Source organism: Paenibacillus sp. S-12 (assembly GCF_030363895.1).
Taxonomy (GTDB): Bacteria; Bacillota; Bacilli; order Paenibacillales; family Paenibacillaceae; genus Paenibacillus_B; species Paenibacillus_B alvei.
Genome location: NZ_JASIUF010000005.1, coordinates 727,701 through 746,928, shown reverse-complemented (window position 1 = coordinate 746,928; position 19,228 = coordinate 727,701). Strand labels below are relative to the sequence as shown.

The window sequence follows — 19,228 nt, the reverse complement described above, 5'->3', positions numbered from 1 at the left end:
CATTGTTAATCTTTTCAATATATATAGGGGGTTTTGTTTGTGGGCAAAAAAATGCTTTCTGCTTTTTTGGCTGGGTTGATGTTATTTTTAATGATCCCAGTGACAACGGTTTTCGGGGCGGCGAAGGTTGGGGAGACATTGGTGAAGCCTGAAGAAGGATGGACAAGATATTCGTATAAGTCTCCTCAGATTACTTACTCCGGGAAAGGATGGCACGAATATGGAGGCATCGAATTTGAAACCGTCGCTAAAGATGCCGCCTTTAAATTTAACTTTACAGGCACTTCATTCCGTATCATTTCGATTAATTATAGCACTGCCTCGGATAATATTTCGGTTATCATTGATGGTAAAGAGGCAAAAACACTTTCCTTAAAAGGACCTTCGGATTATACACATAGACTGAAATATGAGGTTACCGGATTGTCCGATAAAGAACATTCCGTGCAATTTATTAACAATAAAGATAATGAATTTATTATTCTTCAAGGAATCGATCTTCCGGCTTCGGCTGAGTTGAAACCTTTCAACCCTGACATTCCTTTTACTGAACCGGTTCTGGACGTTACGTCTGTTTCAGATCGCGTGTATCTTAACGAAGAATTTACAGTGCAGCTAGCATTAAACAACGTGCAAAATATTTATGCAGAAGATTTTACGATCGACTACGACAAAACTCGTTTTCAACTTGTTGGCTTCGAAACGACTGACAAAATGATGATCGTGCATCACAGTGATGATCCATTGCGGTTTATTACGGCAAGTAAGGGGAAAGCTAACGGGATCAATGGCGACGGCGTTCTCTTACATCTAAAATTCAAGGCAATCGGCTTGGGAAAAGGCAAGGTAGATGCGACCAAAGCGAAAATTGCGGACAATGGAAAAACCGAACTCACATTGGCAACTGAGAATGTTGGCGAGAAAACGATTGAAGTTATCGCGAACGCCAATACGGATTTTAGCCTGAAACACTTGGGACAACTCGCTTACTATTATGAGGATGATAAGTCCAATCTTTCTACCGATTTGAAAGATTTGTTAGGACAAGCTGGTTCTATCGGCGATGTGGATCTTAATAAACTCGTACAAGAGATTTTGGCAAATCCAAACTATGATTTCAATAAATAATAACGAAAAAACTTATGCTCACGGAAGGTTTCCCGTATAAGAAACCTCCGTAGGGTAAGCTGCAACTGGCGTCGGCGTCAATCCGGCGTCAGTTTTTTCTTTTTTATTTGCAGACATACGATCCCGTTTCTCTAGCATCTACTATAGAATAAATATTGTGGAATCTTTTACTATGGCTTCCGTGGAGTTATGAATTGGAGGGTAAACAATGACATGTGAAAATGGACAGTTCCCAAACAGCATCTTCAACATCGACCGTACCTATACCACTCATCTAGTGAAGGCAATCGAAGCGGCTCAAGCGAAAGCGGATGAACTAGGTCTGGATCTCAGCAAGTGTTCCATCGACTGTCGGGAGGAGCAACCTCCAGAACAGCCTGATTCCCGCATCCTCGCGTTTTGGTTCTATTCGGAGGATGTAGTAGACTGGATGGAAGGGTACAGCAAACACTTTTATGATATTTCAATCAAAATAGACGCCGATACAGGACAAGTCATCTGGAACATTGGTCCGAGCCGCCGATAAACATCTGTTCGATTAAAAAGGTTAGCTTTCAGGATTTCATCGAAGTATCGTAATCGTGCTCCAAAATATAGAGAACACGTATGAATCATGATACTCCCCTTTGCTCCATAAATGCTCCCTCATATGCCCTTCCTGCTTCATGCCGATTCGTTACCTCAGGATTGGAGGCGTATGCATGTACATCAAGCCAATCTTCTCTCCGTAAATCACGGATAAGCAATCGTGGCGATTCCAGCTTTATGGGGCATCTTCCTTTATGATTATTTTGAGGGCAGCTTTATGATTAACTTACCGTGTCATCTGAATGTCCGCATATTTCTGATACGTTTTCACCTGATTGTCCCGCGCATACAGCCGGATCGGATGAACGTCAAAGTCTTGGCTATCCTGAAAATGAAGAAAAGAGATGTGACACGAGCTGCGGTTCTATACGTTACTTCTTTCAAGAATAAGTTGATAAATGACTTCACCGTCTTGATTATGCTCTTGTTGGTTTACAAAGCCGAAGCTTTCATAAAGCCGCTGAGCCCGCTTGTTGTCCTGCTCGACCGTCAAGGAGATCAGCCTGCACAGGGGATGATTCACTTGAATGAATTCAATGATTTTTCCCAATCCCCGTCTGCCGTAGCCGTTTCCCTGATGGTACTTATCGATTTGAAGGCCCCCTATCCAGTAATTATCCGCGCTATTCGGTGTATAGCTGATGTAGAAAAATCCGATCGTAATATCTTCATCACATATAAGAAAAGGATCCAGCGCCTCATCCCATGGCTTAATATATGCATACGTTAATGCCTCATAAATGGAAGGAACGAAGGGCACCTGCTCCTCATGAATCTTGATCTGAAGGGCTTTCTCCCAATTATCCCGCGTAACAGGATGGATAGATAGTTTTTTCATCATAGATCTCCCCATGCTAGTCTAATTATTATGTACGCTATGTATTACTTGAGCTAGCATTGTGATGGACGTACCCACCTCACCAACTGGCTTGAACCCGAATCGCTGATACAATTTCACGGCTGCCGCATTCTCGGGATCTACGCTTAAGGAGACCCGGTCAATCCTCTGTTCACGCAATCCAGCAAACATTTGCTTCATTAAGGAAGTTCCTAATCCTTGTCCGCGATAAGCCGGTAAAATGGCCATCCCCAATTCCGGCACCTCACTGCTGACATATCCGAACCCTGGGTTACCTTCTCTAAAATATCTCACCGTGATAGAGCCAATGGGTTCGCCTGCGGCATTTTCTGCAATATATCCCAAGTCGCCTTCCCTGCCCCAATCTTCCACATATTTTGAAATAGAAGGTTCTTGTATGATATCGGGACTGAACGGCTCTTTGCCTTCAGGTACATGCAAGGATTCATATAACGTTATCCATAGAAATGGGATGTCTTGTTCCGTTATTGGTCTTATATTGAATGTCACATGGATTCCTCCTCTTTATAAGCGTTATTATAATATATACGCAGACGATGTATCAGTCATTTTTTTCCTTGTAAATGAAAAGGCCTGGCAAAAAGAATGCACTCTTCGGCCAGACCATGATCTATTCGATTCGAGTCCAAAATCGCTCTAACTCATTCGTTCCGTGATAGATTACGAGTTACGAGATTGCGTATGTTTTCGCTACATTCCATCTAACGGGAGCAATGCAGTTTTATAGAGGATACATCTCGGAATCAATCCCATTTCACTGTTTATCATCTGAACGTCAATCTGCCCATCCCCTGAATTTGGCCATCGCTTGGTCGTAGTTGTTCATATCGTGTACTTCTTCCAGCAATACCGCAACCTTTTTCTTATTTTTCATGTTGGAATACCGTTCCTGATTGATCGGCTGCTTGATCGTGTGCCCGGATGGCAGCGTCATAACCGCAAATTGACGGTATTTCCCTTGATATTCCGTTTTATATACGCCAATCAATTCCACTTCTGCCTTTAGACTGAGCTTTACATTTTTCAGTTCCTTTTCCGCTGCCTGCTTGGAAGGATAGGTTTTGATCGCCTTCCATGGGGACAGATGCACGTCGTTACGCTTGCCGTCTTTGATGACCATGTCGGCCGTCATGTATTTCAGCGCCCATATGGTATCGCCGGTTGCATAATTTCCATCGTTCGGCAGCAGCTCGTTATCAGGGGAAAGCGTCATGTCTCCACCAATGAGATCGCCAACCTTGACTGATTCGACTTTATAATCCCACGGTACCGTCGTTGCGTTCACGTTGGCAGTACTCTTACCGCTGCCCGCCCGCTCTTCTGAACGATGATTGCACATATTTGCGACTAAAATAATGATGGCGATTGCTATTACCATCGTCAATATTTTACGAGAATTGTAGGGTTTGTGGCTCATGACTATTTTTTCACTCCAATCGCGATGAATTGGCTGTTATTGCCTGTGATTAACCCGCCGGCACGGCCCAGAATTCCGCACGGGACACCATTAATGACGAATATCCCCGTCAGCAGCCGATACGTGCCGTGGCTCAGCTCGATGCTTGCCAGCTCTGCCCGCTTCTGGAATACGCGGCTAAAGAAGCAGCTCGTATCGAATCCGTCCTTATCCTCGACTTCCATGTTGCCTTGTCCATCGAATAAGCGTACGGAGCCTCCTTCGCGCCCGAACATTGATTTGGACACATAGCTTCCATCAAATATGGCCTTATTGTAGGTGGGCAGCATGTAATGCTCGATAACGGCATGCTCCTCCTGTGTGTACATCTCTGAGCCCAATTCGTGAATGGCCCATATGACAGCTTGTAGGCCTTTCGATTGCAAAATGATGGCATGCGGGGAATTCAGGATCTTGATTCGGTCTGTCTCGATCGAATAAGCGAGCGCTTCTCCGCCATCGTCGATACCCATCCATTCCTTTGGATACAGCGCGAACAGGCTCCGTATTGTCTGCTGTCCCACCTTGACTTCTCCCTCATCGATCCACATGTCCAAGCAATCAATGCAGCTTATCTGCAGCTCCGAATGCTTGACCAGCATCTCGATCGTTCCTGAATCCTCGGCATGCTCACCATACGCGACACAAGCCGCATATTCCGGCCGCTCATCGGCCCAAGCTTCTTTTACTCGTCCTGCCATTCCAACGTTCGGCGTAGCTAGTCCGTATTGCTCGCACATCCAAGGCGTCGCAACCGCCGCTTCCACATATCCTGTAGGGGTGTCTGCATTTAATTCCAGCAGCTTTATCGCGCCCTCATCATCTATGGCGAAGTCGAAGCGCGCATATTTGCTCAGCTTGCCGAATTCCTTCGGTTCTATCCTATCCAAGCCATCCCAGAGCACTTCCGGTATCGATAATAATGCATATATGTCCCTACGGCCGATAACGAAGCGCGCCGTCTTATCGAAAATGTTCCACAGCTTGGCCGATACGACCAAAAGCTCCTGAGCCATGCCTTCACTTATCGCGATCACCTGATCGATCCAGTATTGCTCCTCTCCGATATCGGCCCATGTGAATCCAAGCTCTTTCAGTTGATCTACGCGTGCCGCGCGATCGGCATGCGGTCGCCCCAAGATTTCAAATTTCATTATCCGCCGAACCCCCCGCTCCAGGAGCTGCTTGAAGAACGACTTGAGGAGCTATATCCGCTTGATCTCCCACCGATACCGCCAACGGATGAGGATCTGGATTTAGAAGATCCGAATGACGAACTGCTGCGGCTTGAAGAACTGCTATAACCGGAACTGCTGCGAGTCGATGAGCTGCTGTATCCAGAGCTGCTGCTGGACCTCGATTTGCTGCTGGTTCCTGATCCGCTGCCACTCACGCGATATGAATGATTCACTGAACCCCGGCTCACCGAAGTCTTCGGTTTGCTGCTGGTTCCTGATCCGCTGCCGCTCACGCGATATGAATGATTCGTTGAACCTCGGCTCACCGAGCTGCTGCCGGTCTTCGATTTGCTGCTTGTTGATGATTTTCCTCCAGACACGATGCCGCTGCCGCTCTTGGTTGGCGACTTGCTCGTGCTGCCGTTGACAGAAGTGCTGCCGGCCTTCGCTTTATCGGTACCGCTTCCGTTCGGCGTTCTGCGCGTCACACTTCCCGTACCCTTCGAGGTAAACGGACGTACGCTCGAATTCACTACAGGTCGGTTCTGGAAAGTATCGCTCGAGAACGATTTTGCTCGATAAGGCTTATTCGTGCGAGTATCAAAAACTTTCCCGCTTGTCGCCCAACTGGACGAAGAATAGGGTCTGCCACTATTGAAAATCATGTGGTACAAAAGGATATCGTCCCAGCCAAATCCTCCATCGCGGATGACAATCGGTTGAGACGATTCACCAGTTCCATGGAATCCAGCCGTTCCAGCCGCTCCGTTCGTCCCGCTTGAAGAAGGTACGCTTTCGCTAGTTTGTCCCGCCTTCTTTTCTTCTTTTACAAAAGGGATATTCCAGTCTGCCCTAGGATCAAAATAGACCTTGACTTCCTCCGTCGACCATTCGGTCAATTGGGGTGATTCCGACTGAGCGGCAATTGCTTGTCCCGTTCCGAACGGAATCATGAGCAGGTTTGCAGCCAAGGCAACGCCAAGCGATGTGCTCAATACTTTTAGCTGCTTCTGTTGATCCGCACATAGATGGCAGTCATCCTGCGCATGTACATGTTCTTTCTCTTTCTCTCCCATTCCATCCAGCCCCCTTATTGCTGCTTACTCATGGTTGATGTACCGCTTCGACGAGCAGCTCGAAATTACCTGAATTCACATTCAAGCGCCCTTCCAGCATCTCATATTCCATGTCTTCCACGAGCAAATAGTTGGCGTGATTCAGCAATTGAATCATCGCAGCGTTCCATTCCCGCTCATCGAGCAAGACTAGTTCGCCCGAAGAGGTCTTTTCAAATATGATCATTTTGGTCTGCATGCTCTTCTCTCCTATCATAATCATGGATCTTCCACCAAAATTCCTCAATTAGTATATCACCTCTCGAAAAAATGTTAAGTAAAAATTTTCTTTTTTTGCTATTTAGACTCTATTTACAATGAAATATCGCTTTACACAAGAAAATTAAAGTTAATATTTTACATTTAACCACCAATTTCATCTCTCTTCAAATGAGAAATTGATAACTGTCAACTTATGAATCCTTATTCTAATAATGAATCAAATCGTTTCTTTCTAAATGGTCGAACCTTGTTTAATCCAAATAAAAAATGACCGACGCCTTTAATCAGACGTCGGTCATCATCATTACAGCAGCTTCTATCCATTATTGCATTATCGGTATAGGAAGTAAGGTACGGTTTACGATATCGGTTACCTGCGTGGTGTACTCGTTAAGGAAGAAATGGCCCCCTGGAAGCATATGTACGGTGCAGTCGGCCGAGCTGTGCTGCTTCCAAGCATGCAAATCTGGCAATGAGATCGCATCCGCTTCCCCGCTTAATACAGAAATGTTGCAGGAAAGCTTGCTCGGACGCTCTTTATATTGATACAAGTCTACAAGTTTGAAATCCGTCCTCAATACAGGAAGAAACATCATTAATAGCTCTTTATTTTCGAGCAGCTCTTTGGGCGTTCCCCCTAATCGATAAATTTCATCCAGAAATTCATCGTCCGGGAGCTCGTAATATTTTGTCCGTCTGCTTTCGATATGCGGCGCTCTTCGCCCGGAGAAAAAGATATGCTCAGGCAAGGGTTGCTTAAGCTCCGATATTTTATGCGCTAGATCATAAGCAATCCAGCTTCCCATGCTGTGTCCGAATATTGAGTAGGGGCCGTCATCAAGCTGACTTTCGATCTTTCGATACACGTCTTCGATCATGTCTTCGAAGCTGTCATAGAACGGGGTTCCATAATACTTGCCTCTGCCGGCCAATTCTACAGGAATCAGTTCAATGCCCTCGGCCAAATGCGCTTTCCACTTGTTATAAATCATGGCAGATGCTCCTGCATACGGGAAACAAAATAATTTCATCGCTGGCTTCATCTTTACCTCCTAAAATATATAGCTTTATATCTATAAAAGCATTGATATCGCTAGAACTTTACGGTCGTGCTGGTATTAGCACTGCCATGCCCGTTCGCCCCAAGAATGAAACATTTTGAAACATTTCTATCCCCTTAATCTGTAACCTGCACAGAAACTTTCATTATATCGTACTCCATGCCTTTTCCATATCCTGTATACAGTTTACTAGGTTCCCGTTAGCGAGGCAATTCATCCCGTGTAAATAATCATCCATTTATAGAGGAACGTACAGCTCAATCAACATTGACAGCGACAACAATCATGAAAAAAAGACTTCCCGCTGAAAGAGTCCGTCTCCTTGTACTCTCTATAAAGGAAGTCCTTATGCATTCAAGCTATTAAATAATCAAGCTGCTGATTGCGAATCCCATCCCGATATAAAGAAAGCATAGCAGAACGCCAACTGCTACATTTCTGTTTTTCAGCTGCTCTGACACACTCATTTTCGGAGTTATGAGATCAAACAATAAATATGTTGCAATCAAGCAAATATACCCCACGGCAAACCAAAGCGCCATATATAAAATGGACGAGTTCGTAAATGCGGACACACCGAGCACGATAGCCGTACCCATAAATTTTCCGCCCATCGCAAGACCAACAGCAACATTGCCCTGCTTCAATTCTTCGAAATCATTAAATGGCGTCAGCAAGCTGAAAATATACATGCCTACAAACTGCAGCGCCATGATCGTAAGAATACCTACTGCGATATTCATCATTATCATTCTGCCCACCCCCGGAATTTGGCCATCGCTAAATCATAGTCCACAAAATCATGAACTTCCTCCAGCAGCACGTTGACCTTTTTCTTGTCTTTGAACTTCTTATAACGCACATCATCAATCGGCTGCTTCACCGTATGTCCGGATGGCAGTGTGATAACAGCAAATTGACGGAATTTGCCCTGATACTCTGTTTTGTACACCCCTACTAAGTCGACCTCGGCCTTCAGATTCTGCTTTAACTCCTTCAAATCTCTTTCCGCCGCCTGCTTGGACGAATACGATTTAATCGCTTCCCATGAGGACAGCTTAACATCGTTCCCTTTCTCATTCACAGGAAGCATGTTGGCCGTCATGTACTTAAGTGTCCATATTTGATCGCCAGTCGCATAATGGTTGTCATTCGGAAGCAGTTCATTATCCGGCAGAATCGTCATATCTCCTCCGATGATGTCTCCTACCTTAGCACTCTCAATCTTATAATCCCATGGTACCGTTGCCGTATCCAACTCTGTTGAATAGTCGTTCTCTTCTGCACCCAGCTTTATGACGTACACGATAAAAATAATAATACAAGCAAAAATACCGAGCGCCAACAGATTGTTAATCTTTCGTTGTCTCCGTTGTTGCGCACGAATTACATTCATATTCCGACTCCCGTGATTCTGGTTGCGGCCCATTCTTATTTTTTCACTCCAATCGCTATGAAATGGCTGTTGTTCCCGGTAATTAGCCCCCCAACGCGGCCGAGTATCCCGCAGGGCACCCCATTAATCACGAACACGCCGGTCAGCAAATGAAAGGAGCCGTGATGCAGCTCAATTTTGGCCATATCGGCACGCTTTTGAAATACTCTGCTGAAGAATCGGCTCGTATCAAACCCATCTGTATCCTCGGTTTCTACATTTCCCTGCGAATCAAATAGCCGCACAGATCCGCCTTCGCGGCCGAACATCGATTTGGATACGTAGCTGCCGTCAAAGACAGCTTTGTTGTAGGTTGGCAGCATGTAATGCGCAATGACAGCATGCTCTTCCTGCGTGAACAGTTCAGACCCAAGCTCGTGAATGGCCCAGATAACTGCCTGCAAACCTTTCGATTGCAAAATGATCGCATGCGGAGCGTTCAGTATCGTTGTATGTCCATTTTCAATCGAATAAGCAAGCGCTTCCCCACCTTCGTCAATGGCCATCCATTCCTTCGGGTACAGCGCGAACAGACTGCGTATCGTTTGCTCCTCCACCTTCAGTTCACCCTGATCCACCCATAAATCAAGGCAATCGATGCAGCGTATCGGCAATTCGGAATGCTTAACGAGCATGTCAATCGTACCCGAATCTTCTGCATGCTCGCCGTATCCTACACATGCAGCATATTCAGGCGGATTACTCGCCCAAGCTTCCTTCACTCGCTTCGACATTTCGCTATTCGGCGTCTCGAGTCCGTACTGCTTGCACATCCACGGTGTGGCGACTGCTGCTTCCACATACCCGGTTGGGGTATCCGCATTCAGCTCCAAAAGCTTAATTGCCCCACTGTGATCAACAGCAAAATCAAAACGGGCATATTGACTCAGCTTGCCGAATGCATTGGGCTGAATCCGATCCAAGCCATCCCACAGCACTTCCGGAATGGATAATAATTCATATAAATCCCTACGGCCAATTATAAACCGGGCTGCCTTGTCAAAGATGCTCCACAGCTTCGCTGACACAACAAGCAGCTCCTGACTCATGCCCGCATTGATGGCAATGACTTGATCTACCCAGTATTGTTCCTCTTCAATATTCGCCCAGTCGAATCCGAGCTCTGCCAATTGCGCAACGCGTTCAGCTCGATTTGAATGCGGCTGGCCGATGACTTCAAATCCCATTATCCGCCGAACCACCCTCCGCTCTTCGAGCTGCTCGAAGAACTAAAGCTGCTTGACTTGCCCCCGATCCCTCCAGGCGATGAGGAGCTCGACTTGCTTGATCCGACAGCCGATCTGCGAATAATAGATCCTGACCCATTCGATGTAGAAGGACGAACCCTCGAGTTCACGACAGGACGGTTCTGAAAACTATCCGAGGAGAACGACTTCGCACGATAAGTTGAATTCGTTCGCGTATCATACACACTGCCGCTTGACGACCAGCTTGAAGAGGAATAAGCGTTTCCTCGATTGAAGATCATGTGATACAGCAGCATGTCGTCCCAGCCAAATCCTCCGCCGTGATGGACATAGGTATGATGAGATGTCCCGCTTGACGAACTGCTTCCACCAGATGATCCACTTCCGCCACTCGTGCTGCTGCTGGCATTGTCCCCTATTTCTTCTTCTTCCGGCAATGGTATGTTCCAGTCCATATTGGCATCGAAATATTGCTTCACTTCCTCCGTCGACCATTCAACCAGCTTCGCCTGATCAGACTGAGCCGCACTCTGTTGTCCCATCGCGGATGAGCTCATGAGCAGATTGGCAGCCAAGGCAACGCCCAAGGATGTACTTAATACTTTAAGCGGCTTGGCCGGGGTCGCACAGGATTCGGGTTCTTGGCTTGATGACTTCTGCTCCTGTTCATTACGTTCCATTGATCGTTACCTGCTTTCCGCTATCTATTTTCAAGGCTTTCGAGCTGACTCAACGAGCAACTCAAAATTGCCTGTGTTCACATTAAGTCGGCCTTCCAGCATCTCATACTCCACATCGTTCACGAGCAAATAATTCGCATGTTCAAGCAACTGAACCATACTGGAAGTCCATGCACGCTCGTCTATTTTCACCAGTTCCCCTGAAGGCATTTTCTCAAGTATCAGGATATTTGATTGCATGACAAGTTCCCCTCACTATAAAGGATAAAATATACCTATTAGCTTAACTAGTATACCATCTCAGTGTAAAAAATGTAGACCGGAACCGTACTTCCTGCATGTAAAAAAACCGTTCTAACGCAAATGGACTGACTCCATTTTACGTTAGTACGGTTTCTCCTCTTAAAAAATCTCGTTTTTAGGCTCCCCCTCTTCCCCCAATCTTCCAGCCGCCAATCTTCTGCTGCTCTTGCCATAAGCGATGGTACGTGCCTACTTGCGCAAGCAGTTCCTCATGTGTGCCTTGCTCCGCAACCCAACCCTGCTCCATCACAACGATGTTATCTGCTCCGCGGATTGTCTTCAAGCGGTGAGCAATGACGAGCACTGTTTTGCACTGCGTCAGCTTGTTAATTGCACGCTGCAAATGCATCTCGTTCTCCGGATCCAGCGAGGCCGTCGCTTCATCCAAAATGATGATCGGAGCATCCTTCAGAATGGCTCTAGCGATCGCAATTCGCTGCTTTTCTCCTCCTGAGAGCATTGCTCCGCCTTCTCCAGCGATCGTATCGTAACCGCGCGGAAGCTTCATAATGAAGTCATGACAAAAGGCCTCCTTGGCCGCCTCCACCACTTCCTCATCCGATGCATCCGGCTTGCCCATCCGAATATTGGCTGCAATCGTTTCATTGAAAAGATATGGCTGCTGCTGCACCGTACTAATTCGGCTTAACAGTTCCTCGCTTCTTATCGCACGCACATCTACGCCGCCAATTTTTACAGCTCCCTTCGTCACATCCCAATAACGGGATACTAATCCCACTAACGTTGACTTGCCTGCACCGGAAGGCCCCACGATTGCGGTCAGGCTATTTTCAGGAATATGCAAATGAATATCCTGTAACACTTCAGCATCCCCGTGACTGAAGGACACATGATCAAATTTTATTCCGTATGATTGCGGAAGCTGGGGCTGAACAGGCTCTACTAATGGCTTCTCTTCAAAAATGTCCCTGATGCGTTCCCCTGCTGAGGTCATATAGCGAATTTGAATCAGTGAAGCGCCTGCTGCGCGAAGCGGCTGATAGAACTTCATGCTGACAACCAGAAAAATGAGCAGCACAGAGACGTCAATAAAGCCGCCTTCCAGCAAGTAGCAGCCCATCATAAGCAGCAGGATAAATCCAAGCTCCAGCACGATGGAGAACAGCATGACGACAGGCGAAGTCATCGCCTCCACTCGGATACTGTCATCTCGCAGCCGCGCCATGGCTTGCTCTAATCTGATAAATCGCTGACCGGTTTGATTGTGAGCCTTCATCAGGCGGATCGTCTGCACGTATTCCAATAGATGCGAGTTTACAGCTATTGCTGCTGATTGTCGCTGCATGCTGCGCTTTCCCATTACCTGCTGCGACCAGAATAATAATGGCAAGGCGAAGGGCACGGATACAAATACAGCGAGCGCTAAACGCCAATCGACAAGCAACAGGAACAGTGCGCTTACGACGGGCAGCGTAATCGCCCCGATAAATTGATTGAATAGATGCGTCAGAATCATTTCCACCTCATCTACATTTGCCAAGAGCGTGTGACTAATCTCCCCTTGGTTCTTCCGTGAAAAGTACCCCATCGGGAGCTTGCGCAAATGTTCGCCCAGACGCAGGCGTACATCCTTCATAATTAATGCGCCAGTGCGCTGTGCATCAATCTGCCCCATACTTGCAAATATCGCCTGTACGCAAAATAACAACAGCAGAATCGCCAGCCACCAGCCAATTTGAAGAAACGTAGGCGTGCCGTTGAACAAGGATATCAATACTACGTATAGCAGTCCCATTGGCGCGGCATTTGCGGCCATTTCAAAAATGGTGAAAAGTGTTGCTCGAGTGAATAAGGCTCCCGAACGACCGGTTATGAAGCGGATTGTGTCAAACATAGGCCCCGTCCTTTCCTTCCAACGACCAATCGTCCGCTTCGCGATGCGCCTTCCACATGCGGGCATACAGCGGATTGTGCTCAAGCAGTTCGTCATGCGTGCCCATGCCGGATATGCATCCATCCTCCATCACGACGATGCAATCGGCATCTGTTATCGAAGACAGTCGATGCGCGATCACGATGACGGTCCGTTGATGCACCAGTCTGCTGAGCGCGTCCTGAATTTTCGCTTCATTTTCCGCATCTGCGAATGCAAAGGCTTCGTCTAAGATAAGAATCGGAGCATCCTTCAGAATGGCACGTGCGATTGCAATGCGCTGTCGTTCTCCGCCGCTGATGTGCACGCCGCCCTCTCCGATCAACGTCTGATAGCCGTTTGGCAGCGCCATAATGAACTCATGCGCCTGCGCGGCTTTAGCGGCAGATATCAGTTCATTATCCTGAGCTTCCTCTTTTCCCATGCGCAAATTAGCTGCTACTGTATCACTCACGACGGGTACATCCTGGAACACAAATGACACCAAATCCATCAATTGCTCTGGTGGGATCGAGCGGATATCAATCCCGCCAATCTGAATCGCTCCACTCGAAACCTCGTAGAAACGCGCGATTAATTGAGCTGCTGTTGACTTGCCCGCTCCTGAAGGCCCAACGAGTGCGGTCACCTTACCGTGCTCTGCCGTAAAATGAATGCCTTGTAGCACCTGCCGGTTCTTATACGCAAACGTGACATTTTGAAAGGAAATATCGAATTGGGTTGGCATGTTTCTCGTGCAGACGGACATGGAGGATGACAGCTCCTCTTCCGCTAATATCTGTTGAATACGCCGAACCCCTTCCATGTTGTTCTGCATCATATGGGCCAAGGTAGAAATCTGGCGCAGCGGTGCAGTTAAGCCGACACCGAGCAGCAGGAATAATACAAGCACAGGGAAGGTCACATTGCCCTGAACGTACAACCATGCTCCCAGCGGCATAATAAACAGCAATCCCGATTCCAATAAAAGCAGGAACAGCGTATACAACGGTGTTTTTTTTCGCGCAATCTCCCCCCACAGGGCCGCATAGCTTTCAACAGAGTTGCGATAGCGGGCGAAGGAATGCACGGTTTGATTAAACGATTTAATGACAGGCATCGCATGAATAAACTCAACAATCGCACCGTTCATCGTTTCCGATAAATGATGCATCTGTTTCATATCCTCTGAGCGTTTTCCACGCAAAAATATAATGCCCTGAACCGCATAGGCTGCTGGTATCGGCAGCAAGGCGGCGATCGCAAGTCTCCAGTCGACGCTGAACAAGTATGCAATCGTTAAGCACGGTGCCACAAGGGACGCCGTCAAATCCGGAAGATGGTGGGCGATGAAGGACTCGATTCGCTCCACATCATCGGCTACGATTTTTTTCACACGTCCAGAGTGCTGTTCACTGAAGAAGCCAAGCGGCAGCTTACCCAACTTACCGATCAAGCGCACACGCAAATCATAGAGCACATGAAATGCTGCGGCATGCGCCAGCATCGTCGAAGCCCCCATCAAGATGAATCGCAGCAATATCGAAATGAAGGCCATCAGAACGTGCCAACGTATGTCTGGCCATTCCACAGTCGCGCGCAGCAAGAGATCCGTGATGCGGAACACCAGCACGTACGGAACCAAAGCAAATACGGAGCTTGCCGCGGAGCAGATACAGGAAGCGATTAATTTAGCGCGCTGCTTCTGTACCACCCGCAGCATAAACGGCAATGGTGTCGTTGCCATGATGCACATCTCCCTTCCTTATTACCCAGAGCTAATGAAATTCGGGTGATTGGAATTTTGAACTCATTTCTCTTTTTTCCCCATAGCTTGCATGATCTCTTCGATCCCGTCGATCTTCGCTAATGCCATCGGCCCAGGCAGTGAAGGGTCTGCAAGCTCATACACTCGGTTGTTCTTCACCGCATTCATGCTGTTCCACACCTTGCTATTCTTCATGGCTTCCCTAACACCGCCTTGGATCGGATTCTGCCAGTTGTTGATGACGAACAAGTGATCCGGGTTCAAGGCAGCAAGGCTTTCGAGCGTAATTTGTCCGTTCGCCTGTGCAGCTTCTACCAGCTTCAAGCCAAGTCCCTTATAGAACGGATCAAATCGACCGTCATTCCACATCACGAACATCTCTTTGCCGCTATACATCGTAAATAGAACAGACTCATTCTGACGGAACGCCAGTTTTTCCTTATACGCCGCGCTCTTACGGTCGAATTCCGCGAGTACCTGCTCAGCCTTCTCCTCCTCGCCAATGACTTCGGCAATTTGCTTCAGCGTTTCTCTCCAATCTCCAGCCTGCGGGAAAATAACCGTCGGGGCAATTTGCGACAATCGCTCATACTGCTCCTTCATATCATCTGCCGCGATGATCAAATCCGGCTGCACCGTCAGCAGCTTCTCGAGATTGGCCTCCATTCCCAAGTCCTGAATTCCTTTGCCAGCAATTCGCTTGCTCAAGCTTGGGAAATTTCGCTCGATAATCTCGATTCCTTGACCGGCAATCGGATAAGTGTCCAATACGGCCATATAATCGACAAAGGATATATAAGGCGTTGCGATCTTGAGCGGCTTGGCTTCCACGATCGTCTTGCCAGACAAATGTGTAATCGTTCTCGGATACACTGCCACAGATGCAGTTTTGCTGCTCGCGGCTGCCTGCTGCACCACTTCTTTCTCCTTCTCTGCATTTACCTTGGCATCATGATTGCCGCATCCTGCAACTAGCAGCAAACATGCACAGAGCAATACCGTGAATCGTTTCATTGTTTTCATCTTCTCTACTTCCCCTTTGCAAGTTCTAAACTGATTTGATAAATCAACTATAATGAGAACCATTATCAATAGATTCATGTTACTACCTGCCGTTTCTCCTTCACCACCAGTAGGCGGAATTGTTTGACGGTTGTACGGATAAAAGTAACAACAAAATTCCATATCATCTATATTCACCTGCTTCATTTCCGCCGGGGAGCCAACGTAACCAAGGGGCGTAATCAGTCTCGCGGTATCCCCCACCTTGCTTCCATTTTTTCAACTCCTGATCTATGACTCCCCTCAACACAGAAAAAAACCGCTCCTAATGGAGCGGTCAGGTAAAGAACGATCAATATATGGAAATGGTAAGGTCACAGTTGCAAATAAAGACGATAAAGCATTCGTGCGGCTTCCCCGCGCGTAACCGCCTCTTTTGCTTTAATCTGTTTATCGGCAGGAACATCGATCAAGCGCTGCTTCACCGCCAAGGACATCGTTGGCTTAGCCCACTTGGATACCGTTTCTTTATCTACAAATCGATTTAAATACTCCTCCGGATTCGAAGGATAATAATAATGCTTCCGCTCATGCAGGAATCTTGCGCCGATAGCGGTCATTTCTTGCCGCTCTATCGTACGATCCGGCTTAAATGTGCCGTCAGGATAACCTTCGACGATATGATTTTTTTCGGAAGAAGCGATAAATGGATGATACCATTGCGACGGCTCCACGTCCGAAAAGCTTTCCTTCGCCGTTTCATCCATAGCGTTAAACGCTTTGACCAGCATAGTCGTAAACTCTGCACGGGTTAGCAGAGAATCGGGCATAAAATTGCCGTTGCCTTTTCCAGAAACGATTCCTTTGGAACCTAAAAATTGTACCGCTTGCTTTAACTCTGGATCTCTATCGTCAATATCAGGAAATGATTTCGCATTATCGTCCACAAGATAAGTTCCAGAACGGTTTATTTCCGCTTCCATGCCGTTCTTGGACGGATTGTACTTCCCGCCAATCGGCTCCTTTGTTTTTCCATTCATATAGAACATACTGCTATGTACGGCGTCTGCATCATTCGCAGGCAAAATGAGCTGGATGTTGCTTTCTACACCTGAAAGCTCCTGCCCTTGTTCATTTAGAAATTGGATGCGGTACCCGCCGTTATTCTCTTTCACCAGATGAATGACAATAACCGGTTGCGTATGGAACAAGCGCTCTACCGTCGCGACATTGAATACGAGTTTTGCATCCCCTGCATAAACGGTAATATAGTCAATATCCTTCCGACCAACTAATCCATTTTTATCCAATTTGTATCTATATTCATTCTGTCCAGGCAAAGACAATATTTCCGCATTCACGATCAGCTCTCTCGCCGGAACAATCTTATTTTCTGACAGCGCCTGCTGTACCGCTGACTTCGCCTTTGACGCATTGCCTGCCAGTCGGTTAAGTAATTCGGGCGTTATGACGAGCTGGCCGTTAACAGGAGCCGGCTTTTCGCTGCTCGCGGCAGTGATTACAAGCTCTCCTGCTTGCGTTAGTCCTTCCACGATAACCGAGTTCTGCTTGTCTGCGTCAGGAATAGACCGGACGGCAGTGAAATACGTATCGGAAGCCATACTGCTGTCCGCGACATACAACAATATGTAAGTCGTCTCATCCGGAAAACCAGCTCTGTTTGTTGTGGCCCGTACAATGGTTTGTCCGGATTTATTCGCTGTGATGACCGGCATGCCATTCACATTCGTGACCGTTCCTATGCTCGGATCGTCAATGGTATACACTATTTTAGTTCCAGGAAGCACATTGTTTGCGACAATAGGCTGTTGTCCGCCAGGCTGCAGCATCGTGATAAACGGATAAAGGCTGACTTCCGGCGAAGTCATCCGTATCAACTCCGGTTGAGTTTTGGTCTCAGGGCGATCACCTGTTGGTTTGTTAACGGCCTCAGAATGATCGCCTGTTGGTTTGTTTACGATCCCTGAACGATCATTAGCTGGTTTGTCTGTTGCCCCAGAATGATCGACAGTTGATTTGTTTCCTTTTCCAGAGCGATTGCCAGCTGCCGTTTCTTTCGTGAACACAACAAGCTTTGGGAAGGCAGAAACTTTATATTCCCATGCCCACAAGGTCTGATCCTTTTTCAATACATAGTTTTCCATATAGCTGTCCTTGTCCTTGTAGTGTACGGAAGCGATATTCGAAAGCTCGGGGAACACTTTATCGCTGTCAATTGACCAGAGCTTATCGTCTGCTCGCAAAGCATAAGTAGTATCGATATTCGAATCTTTCAGCTGTGAGCCAAATTGAACAATTCCCTTAGCGCCTGTTGCTTTATGTAATTGAATCGGAGTACTTTCAGAATCATAAGTTTTCCAAGACCAAACCGTGCCATCTTTCTTATAAGCATAATTTGTTGTACCGCCCATCTCTATGTTGACGATGCCGTCAAGCCCTTTGATCTGCTCTGGACCTTTGTTATCAGATTGGTTTGGTTGGTTATTATGCGGCCAGTACATGTATGCTCCCCATTTCCATACCGAACCATCTTTTTTAACTGCGTATACGCGACCGTTCACAGATTTTATAGATGCGACATTATCAAGAATCTTAGCATAAGCCGTAGACGAAGCTTTGCCTTGTCGAGCTAACCACCACCAGACCGAACCGTCTGATTTTAATACAAACAAGGTCTTATAATTTTTAGAGTTGCCGGTATAATCGGCGACGAGAGATGTTACGTGATTCAAATCTTTGATAGGCTTCGGAGCAATCCTAGAATCTTTAGGATAGGTGTTGTTCCTAGAATCCCAATACCATACCGTTCCGTCTTTTTTTAATGCAGCGTAATTCGTCATTAATCTACTTTCCCCGTTCTTGCTCTCGAACGAGAATTGTTTCACATCCCGCAAGCCTGGAATTTGCTCGAGTTTGGCTTGATAGAATGGATCGGAAGCTTGGGCGGAATAATCAAGTGTGTCCCAATACCATACCGTTCCGTCTTTTTTTGATAGAAGCATATTCCCATCAAGTATTTCGTAATCCTCGCCGATACGTGTATAGTGCTGTTCGCTAATGGCACTTCCATTATTCCCCTTGGCCTGCACCGAACCTGTATGGACCGTGAGGATTAACATCAGGCATAGCAACGCTAAAATGAACCGTTTCTTCTTTATCAATTTCGTTTCCCCCTTTTATTTCTTTTCTTACTATCCCTTCATCGGTTAATAACTGCTTCGATTTCACTTTTTCCTGAATTTTCATCTATGTTTTCAAAAAGGACGAACTGAAAAAGTGCCGGCAAATATACCGGCACTGAATCAACACA

Annotated in this window: 18 protein-coding genes; 2 read left to right on the top strand and 16 right to left on the bottom strand. The window is 46.8% G+C overall.

What is annotated here, in order from left to right:
- Positions 1-39: 39 nt before the first annotated feature.
- Together NO352_RS06345 and NO352_RS06340 are read left to right on the top strand one after the other, a co-directional pair.
- The gene (locus NO352_RS06345; protein ID WP_268599272.1) at positions 40-1,128 is read left to right on the top strand and encodes a cohesin domain-containing protein; all 1,089 of its coding nucleotides are present in this window, start codon (positions 40-42) and stop codon (positions 1,126-1,128) included.
- A gap of 208 nt (positions 1,129-1,336) precedes the next feature.
- Positions 1,337-1,654, top strand: a complete 318-nt coding sequence (locus NO352_RS06340; protein WP_268599273.1) for a hypothetical protein — start codon at positions 1,337-1,339, stop codon at positions 1,652-1,654.
- Between the two features lie 426 nt (positions 1,655-2,080).
- Here the strand turns inward: NO352_RS06340 and NO352_RS06335 are convergent, their stop codons facing one another.
- From NO352_RS06335 to NO352_RS06260, 16 genes are all read right to left on the bottom strand, one after another.
- Positions 2,081-2,557 carry a GNAT family N-acetyltransferase gene (locus NO352_RS06335; RefSeq protein WP_289355090.1) on the bottom strand — a complete coding sequence of 159 codons (477 nt, stop codon included), beginning with the start codon at positions 2,555-2,557 and terminating at the stop codon, positions 2,081-2,083.
- Positions 2,558-2,575: 18 nt separating this feature from the next.
- Positions 2,576-3,085: a GNAT family N-acetyltransferase gene (locus tag NO352_RS06330; RefSeq protein WP_268599275.1), complete on the bottom strand. Its 510-nt coding sequence runs from the start codon at positions 3,083-3,085 to the stop codon at positions 2,576-2,578.
- 286 nt (positions 3,086-3,371) lie between these two features.
- Positions 3,372-4,013 carry a hypothetical protein gene (locus NO352_RS06325; protein ID WP_163979729.1) on the bottom strand — a complete coding sequence of 214 codons (642 nt, stop codon included), beginning with the start codon at positions 4,011-4,013 and terminating at the stop codon, positions 3,372-3,374.
- A 2-nt stretch (positions 4,014-4,015) separates the two neighbouring features.
- Complete coding sequence (locus NO352_RS06320; RefSeq protein WP_289355089.1) at positions 4,016-5,206, bottom strand: glutathionylspermidine synthase family protein; 1,191 nt, start codon at positions 5,204-5,206, stop codon at positions 4,016-4,018.
- Positions 5,206-6,306: a hypothetical protein gene (locus NO352_RS06315; RefSeq protein ID WP_289355088.1), complete on the bottom strand. Its 1,101-nt coding sequence runs from the start codon at positions 6,304-6,306 to the stop codon at positions 5,206-5,208. Before NO352_RS06315 ends, NO352_RS06320 begins: the two co-directional genes overlap by 1 nt.
- Positions 6,307-6,334: 28 nt before the next feature.
- Positions 6,335-6,544 carry a hypothetical protein gene (locus tag NO352_RS06310; RefSeq protein ID WP_268599279.1) on the bottom strand — a complete coding sequence of 70 codons (210 nt, stop codon included), beginning with the start codon at positions 6,542-6,544 and terminating at the stop codon, positions 6,335-6,337.
- Positions 6,545-6,890: 346 nt separating this feature from the next.
- Positions 6,891-7,610, bottom strand: a complete 720-nt coding sequence (locus NO352_RS06305) for a thioesterase II family protein (protein ID WP_268599280.1) — start codon at positions 7,608-7,610, stop codon at positions 6,891-6,893.
- 380 nt (positions 7,611-7,990) lie between these two features.
- Positions 7,991-8,380 (bottom strand): DUF350 domain-containing protein, encoded by a 390-nt coding sequence (locus NO352_RS06300; protein WP_289355087.1) that lies wholly within the window; start codon positions 8,378-8,380, stop codon positions 7,991-7,993.
- Positions 8,377-9,024 carry a hypothetical protein gene (locus NO352_RS06295; RefSeq protein ID WP_171417779.1) on the bottom strand — a complete coding sequence of 216 codons (648 nt, stop codon included), beginning with the start codon at positions 9,022-9,024 and terminating at the stop codon, positions 8,377-8,379. The genes NO352_RS06300 and NO352_RS06295 overlap by 4 nt, the downstream gene beginning before the upstream one ends.
- Before the next feature lie 35 nt (positions 9,025-9,059).
- Positions 9,060-10,250, bottom strand: coding sequence for a glutathionylspermidine synthase family protein (locus NO352_RS06290; protein WP_289355086.1), 1,191 nt, complete (start codon positions 10,248-10,250; stop codon positions 9,060-9,062).
- A complete protein-coding gene (locus NO352_RS06285; protein ID WP_289355085.1) occupies positions 10,250-10,951 on the bottom strand; it encodes a hypothetical protein in 702 nt (233 codons plus the stop codon). The genes NO352_RS06290 and NO352_RS06285 overlap by 1 nt, the downstream gene beginning before the upstream one ends.
- 30 nt (positions 10,952-10,981) lie before the next feature.
- The gene (locus tag NO352_RS06280; RefSeq protein WP_171417775.1) at positions 10,982-11,191 is read right to left on the bottom strand and encodes a hypothetical protein; all 210 of its coding nucleotides are present in this window, start codon (positions 11,189-11,191) and stop codon (positions 10,982-10,984) included.
- A gap of 178 nt (positions 11,192-11,369) precedes the next feature.
- On the bottom strand, positions 11,370-13,109 hold the full coding sequence (locus NO352_RS06275; RefSeq protein WP_289355084.1) for an ABC transporter ATP-binding protein: 1,740 nt from the start codon (positions 13,107-13,109) through the stop codon (positions 11,370-11,372).
- Complete coding sequence (locus NO352_RS06270) at positions 13,102-14,874, bottom strand: ABC transporter ATP-binding protein (RefSeq protein ID WP_289355083.1); 1,773 nt, start codon at positions 14,872-14,874, stop codon at positions 13,102-13,104. The genes NO352_RS06275 and NO352_RS06270 overlap by 8 nt, the downstream gene beginning before the upstream one ends.
- A 63-nt stretch (positions 14,875-14,937) precedes the next feature.
- Positions 14,938-15,918 carry an iron-siderophore ABC transporter substrate-binding protein gene (locus NO352_RS06265; protein WP_289355082.1) on the bottom strand — a complete coding sequence of 327 codons (981 nt, stop codon included), beginning with the start codon at positions 15,916-15,918 and terminating at the stop codon, positions 14,938-14,940.
- A 353-nt stretch (positions 15,919-16,271) separates the two neighbouring features.
- Positions 16,272-19,079, bottom strand: a complete 2,808-nt coding sequence (locus tag NO352_RS06260) for an S-layer homology domain-containing protein (RefSeq protein ID WP_289355081.1) — start codon at positions 19,077-19,079, stop codon at positions 16,272-16,274.
- Positions 19,080-19,228: the final 149 nt, after the last annotated feature.